Raw genomic sequence first — 18,364 nt, forward strand, 5'->3', positions numbered from 1 at the left:
TGGTCGAGGGAATCAACAATAAACTTAAACTAATAAAACGGAGAGGCTATGGCTTTAGAAACTTTCGGAATTTTTGGGTTAGAAGTATGTTATCTTGGCATCTTGTCTGTTGATTTAGCATAAAGGGTAACGAAGAGCCGAAAAATCTATCAATTAGCATTAAACTATTATCAAAAATTATTAGCAATTAAAATAGAGGACAGCAATTTTTATTTAAATTGCGCCCATTGCCATCTCATTCTTAAAGAAGAAAAACAAGCTTTAGAAGTGTATAAAAAAGGCATTAACTATCATCCAGAAAATATTGATTTACATTTGCGCCTAATTTGGTTACTACAAAAGAATTATCCGATCGAGGTGGCAATTCAAGCAACTAAATCAGCTTTAGAGTATCTTCCCGATCACCCATCCCTGAAGTTAGAATTAATGCGGTTAATGCCGATAGTTTACACAACTCAAGCAGATATTATGCTATATCGATCAAACTACGAGAAACGGTTAGATAATATCTTGTCCAATCTTGATTTAACCAGTACTAATCAACAACAGGAGGCGTGGAAAAGTATTGGATTAAGAACTAATTTTTATCTTCAATATCAAGCCAAAAATGATTTAGAACTACAAAAAAAATATGGAGAATTAGTTTATAAAATTACCTCAGCCAACTTTCCTGATTGGGTGAAAAACCTAACCATGCCTACGGGAAAAATTCGCCTTGGCTATATTTCTGCTCACTTGCGTCATCACACGGTAGCGAAACTCTTTCAAGGATGGTTGCAGTGGCGAAATCGAGAACAATTTGAAATTTATTGTTATGGAATAGATATTAATAACACCTTCGATAATTTTACGAGAGAATATCAAGAGCAAAGTGAATATTTTTATCAGTTTGATAATCTGGTCAATATGGAAACAATTGCCCAACATATTTTAGATAATCAGTTACATATTCTGGTTTATTTAGATATTGGTATGGATGCTCGTACTACCCAACTAGCAGGATTGCGTTTAGCTCCAGTACAATGTGTAACTTGGGGACATCCAATCACCTCAGGATTACCAACCATTGATTATTTTATCTCCAGTGAATTAATGGAACCTGTGGAGGGAGATAATCACTACAGTGAAAAATTAATTCGCTTATCCAATTTAGGTATTGCCTATCCCAAACCTTCCCTTCCTCCCCAGAGGAAAACTCGTTTAGAGATGGGATTAGCCGAGGATAAAATCATCTACTTAAACTGTCAAAGTTTATTTAAATATCTGCCAGAAAATGACGATATTTTTCCTAGAATTGCTCGACAAGTTCCCAACAGCCAATTTATTTTTATCTGCCATCGTAGCGAATTTGTGACCCATTGCTTTCAGTCGAGATTAAGTCAAGCTTTTAATAGGTATGGACTCAATTGGCAAAATTACGGGGTAATGATGCCACAGCTAGAACAAAATGATTATTTTCAGCTTAACTTATTAGCAGACATCTATTTAGATAACTTAAGTTGGTCGGGAGGAAATACCACCTTAGAAGCAATTGCCTGTCAGCTTCCAGTTGTTACCTGTCCAGGGGAATTTATGCGCGGCCGACATTCCTATGCTATCTTGAAAAGATTAGGAATAACTGATACAATTGCTACGGATAAAAATCACTATATTGAAATTGCTATCCGTTTAGGTTTAGATAATCAATGGCGACAAACAATCAAAGATTATACTAAAATGAATATCGATACAGTATTTAACGATCGAACCTCTGTAGAAAGTCTAGAAAGATTTTATCAATCTGTAGTAGGAGAAGGTAAATAAAACTTTAGGGTTACATAGGGTTTGCGGCAAAAAGTTTGTTGGGGTGTGGGGTATGGGGAAGAAAACCACATAAAGTTCATTTTGTCAAGGATTTAAGATACTCTTACCCTGGGTTTAATCCTCTTTCCCAAGAATGATAAGGAGTAGTAAAATAAAAATCTGCTCCTAGTTTCTGACTCAACTCTTGATGTCCACAAAATTCTTTGGCCTGGTCACAAAGGTCGGTTTTTCTTTTGTCAGGGGGAATCTCTTGGAAAAGTTTTTCGGTGACAAGGGTTGATTTCCGATGCGGTTTTGTTCTTGGCCAATGCTGCCACGCTCCGGAATCCCGCCACGCTTATTTTTCGCTCCGCTTCGACTCTTTCTTTTTCCTCGTCTGGCCCTATAGGTATTCTTGATGCTCTCCATAGTCTCGATAGTTGACGATTGGCCACCTTGCCAAGAATTAGTGATAAAATTACAATATAAACAGTAATTTTTTCCCCCAAGCATAATCCCTCACCCCCAATAAAATTATGATGCACGGTTTTATTCCCCCACATCGTTATTTTCCCTATCTTACTTGGACAGATATAGATTCAATGCCAGATAAGGAAAATGTGGTAATTATTCAACCCATCGGTGCGATCGAACAACACGGACCCCATCTACCTATTGCCGTCGATGCTGCCATTAGTTTAGGGGTTTTAGGCAAAGCTTTCGAGAAATTAGATACAAACATCGCCGCTTTCGCTTTACCCTGTCTCTACTACGGAAAATCTAACGAACATTGGTCTTTTCCTGGCACGATTACCCTCTCGGCAGCCACCTTATTAACCCTCATTCAAGAGATAGCTGAAAGTCTCTATCGTTCGGGTTTTCGCAAGTTAGTATTAATGAACTCCCACGGCGGGCAACCGCAAGTTATGGAAATTGCTGCTAGGGATATTCATCAACAATATCCCGATTTTTTAGTATTTCCTTTTTTCACTTGGCGAGTTCCCCACAATGCGGCTGAATTATTCTCGGAATATGAATTAGAATACGGTATTCATGCAGGAGATGTGGAAACTAGCATTATGTTATCATTACTGCCAGAACAGGTAAAAATTGAGCGGGCCGTCCGAGAATATCCTCAAGGTTTGCCAGAAAATAGTTTGTTAACTATGGAGGGAAAATTACCCTTTGCTTGGTTAACTAAGGAATTAACTAAAAGTGGAGTGATGGGAGATGCTACTAATGCAAGTAAAGAAAAAGGCGAGCGATTATTAGAATCTGTTGCTAATGGTTGGGTACAGGTTATCGCTGATGTTTATCAATTCCGTCAACCGAAGTTATATTAATAGAAGATTAATTAGAGTTGTTAATAAGCTGTACTGCATTTAACCTGCCTATTGGTAATTTTAGTACAAAGGATAAAACTCCATCTCCCTTCTCCTTTGATTCAGTAATTTGCTCACCATCTTCCCTTAACATAAATAGAGGAAATTTTAACCAGATAAGAGTATTTTTTCATAATCATTAATCTCAATCATGAGTTGTATCCCTGAGGTTGTATAATTTTTGTCCACGGTAACAAAAAGAAAAGAAACGACATTTTTTACCATATTTTTTCTGGGGGATAAGAATCGAAAACAGAATCAACGACTAGGATAATTAGGTTTTCAGGATTCTTCGGTACTTGTTATGCCATCAAAAATACCTAACTTGACCCATAAGGTTTTCAGGATAAGCAAAAATTCCCTAGCATACTACCTAACGAAGAACCAGATAAAGTTAATTTTTGTTTAATCTGAATTAACCCTATTGTTAAGGATATTGGCTAAGTTCTAAGGATTAGGTGCATTATTTTCCTAATTTATTCCTGACAGAATATGTCCCGCTAAGAAAAGTAAATTCTAGTTGAAAATGTCAAAGGGAAGGAGGTGGAGAAAATTATTCCTCAAAAAAATCATATTATGTCGGAATTTCAGCTATTTGTAGAGTTGAAATCGATTTTTGATGGACAGATTTTTTAAAACTATCTCTGTTCAGTTAATACCCACATTCAGCACGTCAATCAGGAAAAGTAGTATAATCAAAGAAAATTAACTAAGTATTTATCCCCTTAAAGCTTTATTTCTGTCTGTATCACTTGTTACCTTTTAAAATGAGAATTGCTGGGTCAGGAGACACATCTGATCCTCAATCCTGTTTAAAAGGTATAGTACAGTGGGGAGTACCAGAGCAGCAGGCAGGGAACAGCAAGGGTTATCCGCTTTTTTAGCTAATTTAACAATACCCACTTTAAATGCGTCTTATCCTAAATCCGGTTATTAAAAACTGATTATTTATTCCTCCTTGTGCCTGTTGCATGAGTGCCTGTCCTGATAAGTAGCCTATACTCAAAGGATTTAGCCTTAGCTTAATTGCCGCGGGAAAGTTGGCCAAACCCTATCAAGGTTAGCTAAATCGGACAGCAAGCTAACTCAGCAATTTAAGCGAAAACTCTGCCATTCTCTAGGATGCCATTCCGGGTTAATCTGGGTTTCGGACGCAATTTTTCGATGACTAAATTTTAAGAGGCAGTATGGAACGCACTTTCTTAATGATTAAACCCGACGGTGTGCAGCGCAATCTGGTGGGGGAAATTATTCAACGCTTTGAAACTAAAGGTTTTACGCTGGTTGGGTTGAAAATGATGCAGGTTTCTAGCGAATTAGCGGAAAAACACTACGCTGTTCATAAGGAAAGACCCTTTTTCCGTTCGTTAGTCGATTTTATTACCTCCTCCCCCGTGGTGGCCATGGTTTGGCAAGGAGAAGGAGTAATTGCCTCCGCTAGAAAAATTATTGGTGCCACTAATCCCCTCAATGCTGAACCTGGTACGATTCGCGGTGATTTTGGCATTAGTGTCGGACGCAATCTTATCCATGGGTCCGATGGTCCAGATACGGCCAAAGATGAAGTTAGTCTCTGGTTTAGCGATGCAGAATTAGCTAATTGGACTCCCGCAATCACTCCCTGGGTGGTAGAATAAACCCCTTTGAGGCAGTCAGGAGCCGGTCGTCAGGAGACAGGAGACAGGAGATTGCTTTTATTTATTCTCCCTTCTCCCCTCTCCCTTCTCCCCATTTCCCCAACCCCCTAATATTCGGAAATTATGACCGTAGAATCCAGCTTACAACAGTTAAAAAGAGCTTCATCGGGACGATTACCCAGCAGTTACGGGGTCTATTTTAAGAATACCCTTGTGGCCCTCTGTCATGCTCTTGAAGATCATATCTTGCAAACTAGCAGCCCAGATAGTACAAATAAACCACTGGTCTTAGTCACCTTTCAACAGGGAAAATGGTATTTACAGGAAGCTGAGCGCTATTTAGATATCGCTCGCTCTTCTCGTCATATTGCGATCGCCGCCGTGGCCGATAGTGGTTTTTCTGAGCATAAAACCGGCAGTTTAGAGAATGTTTCGCTAGTTAACTTAGATAATAGCGATAGTTTGGTTAATGAGTGGAATTTAATCATTCTTTCCCCCGATTACGCCTCCATGGTACTCTGTCATGAGTTATCCCCAGACGAATACCGGTCCGATAGTCAACCCCAAATAGACACGGAGCGAAAATTCTACGGTTTATGGACATTCGATCGCGATTTAGTCGAAAAAGCCGCTAGGATCTTAATTGAGCGTCTGCATCCTTATAATCCCAGTCTAGCGGCCGATTTAAGCAGACAACAGCAGGAAATTAGTCAAAATATTAATCCCATTCCCACGGATTTAACGGGAGTAGTCTCTCGCATTGTCACCTATCTGCAAACCAGTCAACAGCAGTTAGTCACCGTCAGCAGACAAACGAGAGAATTAAGCGACTTAGAAGGACAAGCATCCCGTTTAAATAAAAATTTGGCCGCTAATAAACTGCAAGCTTTTCTAAGAATGGCTCAAAAGGTCGATGAAAGAGATATTGATAATCCCCTTGCTTCCCTACAGGTGGCCGCTTTAGCGGAAATGTTGGGACAATTGCTCGATTTACCCACCCTGAGATTGCGACGCTTACGATTAGCAGGTTTATTATACCGCATCGGTCTAGCGGAGGCTCCGATCGAAGTTTTTAGACAGCGTGCCAGTCAGTTAGAGGGAGCAAATGCGTTATTTTGGCGGGATAGATCGGTGTTAGGCGCACAATTACTCGCCACTATGCCCGAATTAGCCCCAATTCAACAGATTATTTACCATGAGTTTGAATACTGGGATGGTAGCGGTGTTCCCAACGGCTTAAAAGGGGAAGAAATCAGCCTAGAGTCGAGAATTTTAGGATTATCAGCCTATTTTCAGGAATTAACTCAACCGCGAGGCGACCGACTAGCTCTAGATTTAGGAGAGGCCCTAGAACGATGTCAAAATTATAGCGGGATTCGTTTCGATCCCGCTTTGGTAGAAAAATTAAGTTCGGTAATTCGTCTGTGCGAAATGGGATGGATGCAATTACCCGATCGCCCTAGTCAAGTCCCCGCCGTCTGGTTAGAATCAGTTTAGATTAGGGTCTGCGGCAAAAAGTTTTTCGTGGGGGTAGGGTGTGGGGTGTGGGGTGTGGGGTGTAGGGTTTTACCCATTTTCAGGGGGTCAATTACCTAATTAATTTTCAGGGAAAAAGTGCCTAAATTTCCCCCCCGATCACCCCAAGGTCTGGCACTTTTTGATGGGAAAAAAGTCTAAAATTTTTACCCAACAAGGTTTTTAGATTTATTCAGCAGACCCTAGATTAGACTCCGATTAAACTCTGCATGGCACGTCTCATATTAGCCGGTTTAAAAGCTGCCATGGCCGCGGTCGGTTCATAGCCGCAATGTACCATACAATCGGCACATTGCGGATTGCCACTGGCCCGACCGTAGTTATCCCAATTGGTTTCTGCTAAAAGTTCCCGAAAGCTTTTGTAATGACCTTCGTTGAGCAGATAACAGGGTTTTTGCCATCCTAAAAGACTATAGCTAGGACTACCCCAAGGGGTGCATTCATAGTCTTGTTCACCGATGAGAAAATCGAGAAAGAGAGGATTATGGTTAAAATTCCACTTTTTCTGGCCTGATTTCCAGGGTGAGAGAATTTCTCGGAATAAAGCTCTAGTTTGCTCCCGTTTCAAGAAACTATCTTGATCCGGGGCCCACTCATAACTGTAACCCGGGGAAATCATCATGCCATCGATGCCCAAAGTAGCGAGAAAATCGAAAAATTCCTGCATTTCTCGCGCATCTGTGCCTTCAAAAACCGTGGTATTAGTAGTAACCCGAAAACCTCTCGCTTTCGCCGCTTTAATCCCTTGTACTGCCTTATCGAATACTCCCTCTCGATCCACACAGCGATCGTGATGTGCTTTGAAACCGTCCAGATGGACACTAAAGGTAAGATAGGGTGAAGGAGTGAATTTATCCAGGCTTTTTTCCAACAACAGAGCATTGGTACAGAGATAGACAAATTTTTTTCTGTCAACTAACCCCTTGACAATTTCATCGATTTGTGGGTGTAAAAGCGGCTCGCCCCCTGGAATGGAAACCACGGGAACCCCGCATTCTTCCACCGCTGCGAAACATTCTGCTGGGGTAAGATGATTGCGGAGGATTTCCGGGGGATGTTGAATCTTCCCGCAGCCAGTACAGGCTAAATTACAGCGAAATAGGGGTTCTAGCATTAAAACTAAGGGAAAACGCTTTTTTCCTGCTAGACGCTGTTTCAAGATATAGGAAGCAACCACTAAAGCTTGTTGCAGTTGGACAGCCATTTGCTCACACCAAAAGGATTCTAAGTAATTATAGACTGTTAAGTAGTTGGACAAAAGTCAAGTTAACTGTGGGGTAAGGAGTCAGTAGCCGGTCGTCAGGAGTCAGGAGTCGGTCATCAGGAAGAATTGCGGCAATTTACATTTCTTAAGATAGACAACAGAATTTATGTCCGACTACTTAACAGGGCATCAAGGCATAGGAGCCTAGAAAATGGCAAAATAAATAAAAGCTGAGGGCTTTTTTCCTGTTTACTTGATTATCACCTTGATCTAGCTTATGGCTCCAAGACTACTGACTTGAAAGTGGGAAGTGGGAAGTGGGAAGTGGGAAGTGGGAAGTGGGGAGTGGGAAGTGGGGAGAATAAATAAAAAAGTCTCCTATCTCCTATCTCCTGACTCCTGACTCCTGACTCCTGACTCCTATCTCCTGACTACTGACTCCTAACCTTAACGACAATTTTTGATTTTTACCAGAGGTCTATTATGAGTTCTTTAGGCGATCGCTTCAAGAAATTTGCGGGTAAAACTCGCTATGTGGTCTGTCGCTTATTTTTGCATCTCTACGGACAAGAAGTCGCACCCCTGATCGGTATTCTTAATCGTACTGGCCGGGAGGCGATCGATTCCGAAGGCGATTTAGAGGTCATGGGAGAGGGTTTAGTAGAAATTTGTCAAAATCTGCTGCAGATGAACCTCTATTGGTTTTCTATAGCTAATGAGGGCGATGTTTTTTGGCATGAGGGGGAAGCGGGAGACTACGTTAACGAACTGTTTACCGATTCCGCGGCCAGATACTTAAGTGAATCGGTGTCTCCAGAAGTGGGGGAAAAGGAACCCTTAACTTTACCCGTCACCGATAACTTAGTTGTTATGATCACAATAGCCTTCGAGGGTGAGAGTGCTGCTTTAGAAACTAGCCTAGCCGATCGAGAGGCCCTAGAAGATGGTTTAAAATCAATAATTAACCTCCACTACCAAGGTCGGCTGCGTGCGATTCAGGTACATTTTTCTCCTGCTCAATTGGGAGATGAATTGACCAATGAGCAACTATTACTCAATTTCCCCGAATTACTGCCTTTATAGTCTTAATTTTGCCCTTATGCTGCGCCAAGTAACGACAATCCTTTTAATTCTTACCCTTTGTTGCACAACGGTGGCCTGTGGTTCCTCATCAAATCAAACTCAGTCACCGTCAGCTAATAACAGTAGTGTAAGACAAGAATCCAATCAGGTTAGTAGCGGTCGCTACGAGGTGCAACAAGCTACCTACGATGACGGAGATGGCACTTATACCTTAATGCTGTTAAACACCCCTGGGGGGACTTCTCCCCTCTTTCGCAGCACTAACCTGCAAATGGCTAGATTAACCGAGGAGGACATTGCTAAAGGGGAAAAAACCGCAGTAGAAATCAACGGTGATCAGGCTACCCTGTACATGACCGAAGATTTTAAAATTGAGTATGTCCATAATGTCACGGAAGTGCGGAACAATCCCCAAACCGGACAACAAGAAACCGTGGTGATTCGGCAAGAATCGAGTTTTTGGAGTCCTTTTTTCGGTGCTGTTGCTGGTCAAGCTTTGGGTAGTTTGCTCTTTCGTCCTCAATATTACGTTCCTCCCCTCTATACTCCGGGAGGTGTGATGACCGGTTTTGGTGGTTACGGTTCCACCTATAATCAGGCAGTGGATCAATACCGGACTAAACATAATAGTCCACCTCCGGCGGTCAAAAATCGGCAAACTCTCCGTTATACTGGCAATTTACGTCGTTATCCCAGTAATACTTCCTCTAGTCCCAATCGCAGCACCACCACCACCACAAAACCCAGTGGTTCCGGTTATGGTTCGAGTACCCTGAAGAATTCGGGTAAATCTGATAATGTCAAACGTTCTCCTAGTTTCGGTTCCTCTGGTTCCCGTCGTACCCCTAGTCGCAGTGGTTTCGGCAGCAGCAGACGCAGCCGACGTTAGGAGGATTTGACTGGAGTGGTGGAAGATTAACCCTGTCTTCCCCACCTCAGAGATTGGGGATGGCAGCTACTTAGGAGCAACCATTTTGCGAATTTCCGAATAGAAACCCGTCTGGCGATCGCCATTGGCCGACTGGATAATACTGGTACGCAATCTCAGATTAGGACTAGCAAACCAGATTCTTTCCTCGATACGATGGTGATTATCCTCGATGGTTAAAGTTAAAGCTTGATCGCTTCTGAGATGATATTCTCCCAGCGCTGCCGATTTACCGTCCGATGTGATTAGTTTTCCTTGCCAAGAATTTTCTGAGGGTAGCCAAACTAAATAGCTAGAACTGATTTTTTTCGGTTGTCCATAGTCCACGGAATTATCCCAAGTCGCTTTCCATCCCCCTAGATTGGCCTGGAACTGACAGTTATTTTCTAAACATAATTGCACCACATCGGCAGCATCGGCAGCCAGCAAATCGATGGTGATTTCTGCTTTATTATTGGCAACTTTTTGGGCGGCTAATTGATAACTGGTACGCTGAGAAAACCATTTACCCGCACAGAGATTAATAAATTCTTGAATGTCCATGAATGGCTGTAGGCAAAGATTGATCGCTCTGAAAGAATAGATTATTTATTCTATCCTATACCTAGACGTTGGCCAATTTTTGCAAGGATAAACGGGCTGCTTCGCGCACTTGCGGGTGTTCGTCTTTGACCAAAAATTTTAAGGCTGCGATCGTTTTTTCCGCCGGAAGATGGCCTAAAGCTTCCGCTAATCGCTGCCGGATTAACCAGTCATCGGAGTTAACAAAGGTTAAAAGCTTCTCGACGGTTTCCACTGCTTTGATTTCCCCAAGAGCGGCAATAGCGGCCTGTTGAATAACCGCTTCGTTACTATCGAGGGCCGATAATAACACCTGTTTAGCCCGAATATCGCCCAAATTGCCCAAAGCGACGGCGGCACTAAAGCGGACTAACCATTGCGTGTCTTCGTAAAAAGCCCGTTGTAGGGGTTCAAAAGCGCGAATATCTTCTAAATAACCTAAGGCCCCGGCAGCATCGGCGCGAATGCCATAATCGGCATCATTGGCTAACAAATCCACTAGGATAGGAAAGCATTCCTCGGTTTGTTTGACTCCCAAAGCAAAGACAGCCATCGATCGCACTGGCAGCATTTCATCATAAAGGACTTTTTTGATCAAGGGTACAGCTTCCTCCGGGGTCACTTCTCGCAGGGATGCCAAGGCCAGCAGACGATCTTTAGAATTGCTACTTTCTAACTGGAGGGCAATGGCTTGTGTATCAGGCTTACTCATTTTTGTCAACCACTTGTAATATTTCTTTAATTCTAACGCAATTGTTTCTAAGTCAGCAGCTTTAGTGGACTGAAACAGCTAAATTTTGTGTATTGGATATAGCAGTTATCTTCTTTGTGCTGTTTTAGGGGGATTCAACCTGGTGCATCTTGATTTTGTAGAAATACCTAGGGTTTGCGGCAAAAAGTTTTTCGGGGGGGTGGGGTGTGGGGTGTGGGGTTTTATCGATTTTCAGGTGGTCAACTACCTAATTTTCAGGGAAAAAGTCCAGGAATTTTCCCCCCGATCCCCCCAATGGCTGGCACTTTTTGAGGGGAAAAAAGTCTAAAAGTCTTATCCAACAAGGTTTTTAGATTTATTCAGCCAACCCTAGATAGTCAACAGCTTAACTGATCACTGATAACTGATCACTGATAACTGATTTGGCATAAGGGGACTCGACAGCTTTTAGCCAATAAATTTAACTTTTCTTAACCTAAGCCTAAACTGGTGAGGGGAGAGGGTTTCGCTATATATAAAAAATTGTCATCGTCGATACAGCAAAAAATCTCTTTTGTCCCCCTATAGGTTAGACTATAGTTAGTGATAAGACTTCTTTTGTAGATCTTGCAGGAAATCTCCCATGAGTGCCATAACTTTCTCCACCGCTCCCACCGCTTACTCTATCAGGATGATTAAGGACGAAGTCCGTCAGATGGTAGAACAGGGGGTAGTGAGCAGACACCAACCGATCTACACCCTCTGTCAGTTCATTCCCCCCCGGGAGTGGGTTTGTGTTGAATGTGAACTAGAACGGTGTGACTACCTTCTCAGGGATCAAATTGGTGACTTAATCGCCTCGGAATCTTGGGATAATGATTAAATTCTCCCGTTTGCCGATGGGCAAAAATCGGACTGATCAGAAATTTAGCAGCCTTGTCCACTTTCTTAAACTATTATAATTCAGCCCCGGTTAATTCTGGGGCTGAAACTATGGGGATAGGAGGGGGATAATTGTTGAGAAAAAAGAAGTTTTTGTAAGATTTAGCCAAGTTAGTTCACAAGTTACCCATTGCCAAGGGACGCTATCTCTAACATCCCCAAATTTTCCCTAACTTAAAATCAGTAGTTGGCGCTGTTGTAAAGAACGCACAGCAGTTAATCCTAAAGCAACTTGAGCGTCGATTTCTCCCACGGTTAAACGACCATCACAAGCTTGTAAAAAAGCAAATTCTCTCTCCGAGAGATTAACCGGCCGATAATCGTAATCTAGAACACTTGCACTAGGCCAACCGTAAAGACAGGGATGAACTTCGGCCACTGCATTCTCTAGGACTTGATCCCCGGACCAATCGGCAGTCAAAATCGGTGGTTTAGCGAGGAAAAATTCATAGTGGGTGATTTCCGGGTCTAATAATTCCGTCAAGCGATAACGTTCCCTTTCCCCTAAATTTTGCGCTCTAGCCATCAATTCGGGGGATTTACCCAATAAACGCTCTAATTGCCAGTAGGAAGGGTTAGAAAAGCCAATAAAGGCTAATCCTGACGCATCAATCAGTTGAAAGAGGGTATCGATATTGTAGTCCACTTCCCGGGGGTGAACGTACATATCAGCGAAGGATTCATCGCGATGATTTTCCATTGACCAACGCTCTTTTTCCCGTTTCAAAATGCGATTATTTTCCGGTAGTGAAGCAAAAATCTCTCGGCCGACAGCGACCCCATCTTTATAATCCCCGCGTCGGTCTCCTTGCAAAAGTGCGATCGCAGATTGCATTAACTGGATTTCCCAGCGTCCCAATTGTGCATAGACGAAAATGTGCAGCAGACCACCGGGGGCCAGTTTTTGCGCGAGGGATTGAATACCTTTAATCGGGTCTGGGAGATGGTGCAGCACCCCGACGCAGTTAATTAAATCAAATTCTCCGGGGAGATTAGTGGCGGATTCAAGGGGTAAATGGTGAAAATCGAGAGAACCTCGGTGTTTTAGTGCGACTCCCGAACGATTACAGCGTTCTTTGGCAATTTCTAGAGCTTTTTCACTGATATCTATCGCGACTATATTAGCAAAAGGGTTGAGCGCGAGCAGATATTCGGTTCCCGCACCAGTACCACAACCCGCATCGAGAATGCGGATATCCTCTCGTTCAGGTTTACGATGACAACAAAAGTTATAGGCAGCAATCCAATTCCAGCGCCAATTGTAACCCGGAGGAGGTTCGTCTAGGAGCGGTTCGGGGGGGAAAGGATAGGTATTGTAGAGACGTTGTACAGCAGTGCGAATAGTAGCGTCGTCGGACATGAAAATTGGCGGAGTTTAGGATAACACTCGATCGATTGTCTCACAGAGGGCAGCGATCGGGAAAGTCAGCCAGGGTTTTTTTGAGTTGGTCGAGGGTAAATGATAAATAATCATTATGACTATCCGGTTCTGTGCCAAAACTAGATATTATTTCTTTGGTCGATATTTTTTTCTATTCCTTGTCCTACTGTCTCTTAACCCTATCTAAGTTTTACTGGCAATTATTCGAGAGTCATTCTCTAACAATTATCTCAAATATAAGCAAATCTTGCCGATACAAAAAACCATGAGAATTAAGTCTATAAAGCTTATTAATTATCGAGGTGTAGTTAGTTTAAACATCGACTTTCATCGTCAATTAAACGTATTTATAGGAGTTAATGGTGCTGGAAAATCCACCATTTTAGATAGTTTGGCGATTATGCTTTCATGGTTAGTTAATCGCCTAAAAAATACTAATGCCAGTGGACGAAAGATTAGCGAAACCGAGATTAATAATGGTCAGGGTACGGCTATAATTGAAATCACTGGGGTGACGGAAGATAGTCAAGAGATTACTTGGAAAATAGTAAAAACTAGGACTGGATATATCCACGCTGGAGAACGGAGTAATTTTAGCCAATTAAATGAATACACTCAACAAATACAACGACAAATTACTGATCATCAAGGACAAATTAACTTACCTTTATTTGTTTATTATTCTGTTAATCGAGCAGTGCTGGATATACCCTTAAAAATTAAAACAAAACATCAATTTGATTCTCTAAGTGCCTACGAAAATGCTTTAACCAGTGGAGCAGATTTTCGCACTTTTTTTGAATGGTTTCGCGAGCGCGAAGATTTAGAAAATGAAAATAGAAAATATCAGGATTATCTAATTAAACCAGAAGGTTTTTGTTTTCCCGATCCCCAATTGGAAGCGGTTCGGGAAACGATCGAACGTTTTCTACCCGATTTTACTAATCTTAGCGTCCGTCGTAATCCTTTGAGAATGGAAGTAACAAAAAAGAATAAAATAGTTACTGTTAATCAACTTTCTGATGGAGAAAAATGTCTGATTGCTATGCTGGGAGATTTAGCTCGAAGAATGGCGATTGCTAATCCTCAAAATCCTTATCCCTTAACGGGTACTGGCGTTATTATCATTGACGAAATTGATTTACATTTACATCCTCAATGGCAAAGATTTGTAGTACCTAAATTACTAGAAGTTTTTCCTAACTGTCAATTTTTTATTTCCACCCATTCTCCTAATATTATCACTCATGTTCAACCAGAAAGTTTACACTTCATGGAACAAACAGAAATGGGAATAAAAGTTCATCCCGTGCAGGAGTCCTACGGCAAAAATGTTGATCGAATTTTGGAAGATTTGATGGGGTTAGAGACAACTCGTCCCAAGGAAATCGCTGAAGCTTTGAAAGATATCTATGAACAAATCTCTCAAAATCAATTAGAGGCAGCTAAAAATAAAATCAATGATCTCAGAGCTAAAATTCAAAATGATCCAGAATTAATTAAAGCTGAAGTTATTATTCGACGCAAGGAAATTATCGGAAAATGAAGTATATTAGAAAAAGACAAGAACCACCAGAGTTTAAGAATTGGAAAGAGCAAGCTAACTCAGATTGGCAGCCCGACTTTAGAAATTTAGCGGGAAACCCAAAAGAAATACTAATTAAAGCTTTGATGACAGAACAGGGGGAAATATGTTGTTATTGTGAAAGTCGATTGATTGATGGTAAATGGCATATAGAACATTTTAAACCTCAGAGTGATCCCAGTGTTGATCCCCTAGATTATGCCAATTTGCTATGTTCCTGTCAGGCAAATCTTAAGTCTGGTGAACCTCGGCACTGTGGTAATCTAAAAGATAACTGGTTTGATGAAAATCTCTTAATCTCTCCACTTAATCCCGATTGTGAGTCTCACTTTGCCTTTAACTATGATGGTACAATTAAACCTGCACAAGAAGATGATCAAAAAGCAATTAATACTATCGAAAAGTTGGGATTAAACCTCAATAAAATCAACGACTTTCGTCAGAAAGCCATCGAACCTTTTTTGGATGAGGAGATAGATAATGCTCAATTAAAAGTTTTTGTCAATGGATATTTATGCTTAGATGATCAACAAAGATACAATCCTTTCTGGACAACAATCAAATATTTGTTCAGCGATTTAATTGAATAATCTTTCCTTTACAAAAATACAAGAATTATTATAAAAGTTTAGATAAACCAGAAAAAATATAAAGTCTTATGAAGATTATTCAAGAATTATCTCAAAAGTCAACAATTGATGAGATTCTGCCTAGATAATGGGGATGGAGGGGTGAATCAACCTGATCCGAAAAAGAGATTGTTGTCGAGAGTCGGAGAGAAAAGCAATGAATATCAAGGATACATTACACAATTTTGTCCAGTACCTAACAGAGGCTTTCGCTCGCATTTTTAGTCCCAACAATGATGAATATCCCGATGTGGGGATGCAGCCTTTTGATTCTGAACCTTACCATGCTCCCAAGGGTGATTCTTAACTAAAAATGACAGATAGTTGCTTTGAGATAAAAGTTATGGGTAGGGATAATAACCCTACCTGATTTTATAGAAAAATAATTAATCCTCTGCTTGCCAATCGGGACAACTATCACTATCCCAACCGTAGGGATGGAAACCGCAGACGAGAAGATTACCTCCGTAGATATAACCGTGATAATTACGGCAACCGATACAAGCAGGATGGGTGTTAGGATCGGGGTTAACCTTAGGAGTGAGGGTAAAATCCGAGGGTTCATCTAATTCCGAAAAGGGATATTCATCGGAGTTAAAAAAATCTTCTAATTCCTGGGGTAAAACCTCTTGAATAAACTGTTCCAAATCTATGATAATTTCCTCATTGATTTCTTCGATAGTTTGGGTCACTTCTTGGAAAAAAGTTTCAATTCCCAGTGCCACAGTTTCGATCACTTCCCAAAAATCTTTCGGCCAATCGTTCATGTTTATACTTGCATCCCTTGTCTGGTAATAATTAATTATTTGTCGCTAAAATCTAGGTTTTAATCCCGTTGCAGTTTCCGTAATTCCTCCTGAAGACGTTCCACCTGTTGCCGCAATTCATCTACTTTTGGATCGGCTGCTTTGGTGTCCTCCTCATCTTCAATAATTTCTATCCGTCGGGGTTCATGGGGAATATTAGATTCGTTACCTGCCACCGTTTGCTGTTGTGCCTGTTTCACCAACTCATCAACGTATTTGCGCGCTTCTTCTGTCGTCATTTCGCCGCGAGAAATCATTTCATCGGCTAATTTTTGGGCTTGATTTCTTAATTCTTGTAAATTTACTTCAGCTTTTTCGGCGGCATAAGTAGCAATGCCTACGCCCAAATAAACTGCTTTTTTGACTAAATCACCTAAGTTCGCCATAGCAAAAATCCTGAATCGATCGCTCTTACTTCCTAGAATAAACGATCCTTCTCCCAAATGGAGATGGGTTTTGGGAGTGAGTGAACAGTGAACAGTAAACAGTAATCAGTGAACGCTTGCGCCGCTAATGTAACACCGTGAACATTTTTCAGCCAATATCCAAGAGAGCCATCGGTGAACTGAAAACTCATACTAAATCCGTTGAGTATAAGCTAGTTATGAGGAGAGGCACTCATGCAAAAGGCAAGAGGCAAAAGGGAGAATAAATAATCAGTTTTTAATAAACGGATTTAGTATCACATCTGATAACTGATAACTGGTAACTGGTAACTGATAACTGATGAGGTAAAGTTTTGTAAATAGATGCGGTGGTGGCAACAGCAAAAGTGATCGCTATAAAGATTAAATTTTAGTCAAATTGCTGGTTTTTCGCACTCAAAACGACGATAAAGCCTCATCAGGTCATTTTTGACCTAAATAGTTTGATTAAGCTCAAAATAACTAAATATTGCGGATAGCTGCCGGCAGCCAGCTGCCGGCTGAATCGATTTGTGTTCATCCTCAGCAAAGATTTAAACTAAAGAATCGAGACAAGATTCCCGATTTAATCACAAAAAACTATGTTTCCTATTCATCGCCCCCGTCGTCTGCGTCAAACCCCTCAAATGCGCCGTCTGGTGAGTGAAACCGTCTTGACAGCCAATGACTTTATCTATCCCCTTTTCGCCACGACGGGGGAAGGTATTGCTCAGGAAGTCAAATCGATGCCGGGGGTGTACCAATTATCAATCGATAAAATTGTTGACGAAGCCAAGGAAGTGCGGGATTTAGGAATTCCAGCGATTATTTTATTTGGGCTGCCGGAAAGTAAAGACACAGAGGCGACGGGAGCATGGCACGATCATGGTATTGTCCAAAAAGCGGCCACAGCAATTAAAGAGGCAGTTCCCGATCTACTCATTGTCGCTGATACTTGTTTGTGTGAATATACTAACCACGGTCATTGTGGTTATCTGCAAACGGGAGATTTAACCGGCAGGGTGTTAAACGATCCCACTCTGGGATTATTGCAAAAAACCGCCGTTTCCCAGGTAAAAGCGGGAGTGGATATCATTGCACCGTCGGGAATGATGGATGGTTTTGTGCAGGCAATTCGTCAAGGATTGGATGAGGCGGGTTATAGTGATACACCGATTCTTTCCTATACGGCTAAATATGCCTCTGCCTATTATGGGCCGTTTCGGGATGCCGCCGATTCTACCCCCCAATTCGGCGATCGCAGAACCTACCAAATGGATCCGGGTAATGCCCGGGAAGCCTTAAAAGAGGTGGAATTAGACGTATTAGAGGGAGCAGATATGTTAATGGTGAAACCTGCCCTGTCTTACATGGATATTATCTGGAGAATCAAGGAAATGACTAATTTACCCGTGGCTGCCTACAATGTGTCGGGGGAATATTCAATGATTAAAGCGGCGGCGTTAAATGGCTGGATTGACGAAAAACGAGTGACTTTAGAGACTTTAACCAGCTTCAAACGGGCGGGTGCCGATATTATCTTAACCTACCACGCTAAGGATGCCGTGCGCTGGTTAGCAGAGGGTTAAATCGGAAAAGTGACAATTTTTGGCTAACCGATCAGGATAAGGGGGTGGTGAGGTTGCTACTCTTAATTCTAGGGATTACCTGAAAAAAATACTTTCCAACCGGCTGTAGCGATCGCACTTGCCAAAAGAATAATTAATGTCCAGACCTGATTTTTTTGGGTTCCTTCCACTGATTTTAGGCGATTATCGATTCCCTCAACCTTTTCGGTTAACTTTGCCTGTCC

18 protein-coding genes and 2 pseudogenes are annotated in these 18,364 nt (G+C 41.6%); 12 read left to right on the forward strand and 8 right to left on the reverse strand.

Going from position 1 to position 18,364, the window contains the following annotated elements:
- Together O9295_RS03695 and O9295_RS03700 are read left to right on the forward strand one after the other, a co-directional pair.
- Positions 1 to 113: transposase (locus tag O9295_RS03695; protein ID WP_071784045.1), on the forward strand; the 113-nt coding region annotated here is incomplete at its 5' end.
- Between the two features lie 154 nt (positions 114 to 267).
- Positions 268 to 1,803, forward strand: a complete 1,536-nt coding sequence (locus tag O9295_RS03700) for an O-linked N-acetylglucosamine transferase, SPINDLY family protein (protein WP_288031797.1) — start codon at positions 268 to 270, stop codon at positions 1,801 to 1,803.
- Between the two features lie 112 nt (positions 1,804 to 1,915).
- Here O9295_RS03700 and O9295_RS03705 read toward each other — a convergent pair.
- Positions 1,916 to 2,224 (reverse strand): annotated as a pseudogene (locus O9295_RS03705) (transposase family protein); the annotation flags it as partial.
- A gap of 94 nt (positions 2,225 to 2,318) precedes the next feature.
- Here O9295_RS03705 and O9295_RS03710 point away from each other — a divergent pair.
- The 3 genes from O9295_RS03710 (at position 2,319) to O9295_RS03720 (ending at position 6,298) form a co-directional block, all read left to right on the forward strand.
- On the forward strand, positions 2,319 to 3,125 hold the full coding sequence (locus tag O9295_RS03710) for a creatininase family protein (protein ID WP_061432431.1): 807 nt from the start codon (positions 2,319 to 2,321) through the stop codon (positions 3,123 to 3,125).
- A 1,226-nt stretch (positions 3,126 to 4,351) separates the two neighbouring features.
- A complete protein-coding gene (gene ndk, locus O9295_RS03715; RefSeq protein ID WP_002780036.1) occupies positions 4,352 to 4,801 on the forward strand; it encodes a nucleoside-diphosphate kinase in 450 nt (149 codons plus the stop codon).
- A gap of 123 nt (positions 4,802 to 4,924) precedes the next feature.
- Positions 4,925 to 6,298, forward strand: coding sequence for an HD domain-containing phosphohydrolase (locus O9295_RS03720; RefSeq protein WP_147069790.1), 1,374 nt, complete (start codon positions 4,925 to 4,927; stop codon positions 6,296 to 6,298).
- Positions 6,299 to 6,524: 226 nt separating this feature from the next.
- Here the strand turns inward: O9295_RS03720 and hpnH are convergent, their stop codons facing one another.
- On the reverse strand, positions 6,525 to 7,541 hold the full coding sequence (gene hpnH / locus O9295_RS03725; RefSeq protein ID WP_288031818.1) for an adenosyl-hopene transferase HpnH: 1,017 nt from the start codon (positions 7,539 to 7,541) through the stop codon (positions 6,525 to 6,527).
- Positions 7,542 to 8,024: 483 nt separating this feature from the next.
- Here hpnH and O9295_RS03730 point away from each other — a divergent pair, with 483 nt between their 5' ends.
- Together O9295_RS03730 and O9295_RS03735 are read left to right on the forward strand one after the other, a co-directional pair.
- Positions 8,025 to 8,624, forward strand: a complete 600-nt coding sequence (locus tag O9295_RS03730) for a DUF1517 domain-containing protein (RefSeq protein ID WP_288031801.1) — start codon at positions 8,025 to 8,027, stop codon at positions 8,622 to 8,624.
- Positions 8,581 to 9,513 (forward strand): hypothetical protein, encoded by a 933-nt coding sequence (locus tag O9295_RS03735; RefSeq protein ID WP_288031804.1) that lies wholly within the window; start codon positions 8,581 to 8,583, stop codon positions 9,511 to 9,513. Before O9295_RS03730 ends, O9295_RS03735 begins: the two co-directional genes overlap by 44 nt.
- 66 nt (positions 9,514 to 9,579) lie before the next feature.
- Here O9295_RS03735 and O9295_RS03740 read toward each other — a convergent pair whose 3' ends face one another.
- Together O9295_RS03740 and O9295_RS03745 are read right to left on the reverse strand one after the other, a co-directional pair.
- On the reverse strand, positions 9,580 to 10,095 hold the full coding sequence (locus tag O9295_RS03740) for a phycobiliprotein lyase (protein WP_288031807.1): 516 nt from the start codon (positions 10,093 to 10,095) through the stop codon (positions 9,580 to 9,582).
- Between the two features lie 61 nt (positions 10,096 to 10,156).
- The gene (locus O9295_RS03745) at positions 10,157 to 10,825 is read right to left on the reverse strand and encodes a HEAT repeat domain-containing protein (protein WP_012267935.1); all 669 of its coding nucleotides are present in this window, start codon (positions 10,823 to 10,825) and stop codon (positions 10,157 to 10,159) included.
- Between the two features lie 622 nt (positions 10,826 to 11,447).
- Between O9295_RS03745 and O9295_RS03750 the strand changes: the two genes are divergently transcribed.
- Positions 11,448 to 11,687 carry a DUF4327 family protein gene (locus O9295_RS03750; RefSeq protein ID WP_002738935.1) on the forward strand — a complete coding sequence of 80 codons (240 nt, stop codon included), beginning with the start codon at positions 11,448 to 11,450 and terminating at the stop codon, positions 11,685 to 11,687.
- Positions 11,688 to 11,915: 228 nt separating this feature from the next.
- On the opposite strand, the gene O9295_RS03755 is transcribed toward O9295_RS03750, so the two are convergent.
- Positions 11,916 to 13,106 carry a class I SAM-dependent methyltransferase gene (locus O9295_RS03755; protein ID WP_288031809.1) on the reverse strand — a complete coding sequence of 397 codons (1,191 nt, stop codon included), beginning with the start codon at positions 13,104 to 13,106 and terminating at the stop codon, positions 11,916 to 11,918.
- Between the two features lie 286 nt (positions 13,107 to 13,392).
- On the opposite strand from O9295_RS03755, the gene O9295_RS03760 reads away from it, so the two are divergent.
- The 3 genes from O9295_RS03760 to O9295_RS03770 all read left to right on the forward strand — a co-directional run bounded on the left by O9295_RS03760 (position 13,393) and on the right by O9295_RS03770 (position 15,648).
- A complete protein-coding gene (locus O9295_RS03760) occupies positions 13,393 to 14,673 on the forward strand; it encodes an AAA family ATPase (protein WP_288031811.1) in 1,281 nt (426 codons plus the stop codon).
- Positions 14,670 to 15,302, forward strand: coding sequence for a retron system putative HNH endonuclease (locus O9295_RS03765; protein WP_271939551.1), 633 nt, complete (start codon positions 14,670 to 14,672; stop codon positions 15,300 to 15,302). Before O9295_RS03760 ends, O9295_RS03765 begins: the two co-directional genes overlap by 4 nt.
- A gap of 196 nt (positions 15,303 to 15,498) precedes the next feature.
- A complete protein-coding gene (locus tag O9295_RS03770; protein WP_002779944.1) occupies positions 15,499 to 15,648 on the forward strand; it encodes a hypothetical protein in 150 nt (49 codons plus the stop codon).
- A gap of 79 nt (positions 15,649 to 15,727) precedes the next feature.
- Here O9295_RS03770 and O9295_RS03775 read toward each other — a convergent pair whose 3' ends face one another.
- Together O9295_RS03775 and O9295_RS03780 are read right to left on the reverse strand one after the other, a co-directional pair.
- Positions 15,728 to 16,108, reverse strand: coding sequence for a hypothetical protein (locus O9295_RS03775; protein WP_002797137.1), 381 nt, complete (start codon positions 16,106 to 16,108; stop codon positions 15,728 to 15,730).
- A 59-nt stretch (positions 16,109 to 16,167) separates the two neighbouring features.
- Positions 16,168 to 16,533, reverse strand: a complete 366-nt coding sequence (locus O9295_RS03780; protein WP_002797138.1) for a phasin family protein — start codon at positions 16,531 to 16,533, stop codon at positions 16,168 to 16,170.
- A 620-nt stretch (positions 16,534 to 17,153) separates the two neighbouring features.
- Here O9295_RS03780 and hemB point away from each other — a divergent pair.
- The gene (gene hemB, locus O9295_RS03785; protein ID WP_104396541.1) at positions 17,154 to 18,140 is read left to right on the forward strand and encodes a porphobilinogen synthase; all 987 of its coding nucleotides are present in this window, start codon (positions 17,154 to 17,156) and stop codon (positions 18,138 to 18,140) included.
- Positions 18,141 to 18,208: 68 nt separating this feature from the next.
- On the opposite strand, the pseudogene O9295_RS03790 reads toward hemB, so the two are convergent.
- A pseudogene (locus O9295_RS03790) lies at positions 18,209 to 18,364 on the reverse strand (DUF4164 domain-containing protein); the annotation flags it as partial.

The organism is Microcystis sp. LE18-22.4A (genome assembly GCF_027531105.1).
In the GTDB taxonomy this organism is placed as follows: Bacteria; Cyanobacteriota; Cyanobacteriia; order Cyanobacteriales; family Microcystaceae; genus Microcystis; species Microcystis aeruginosa.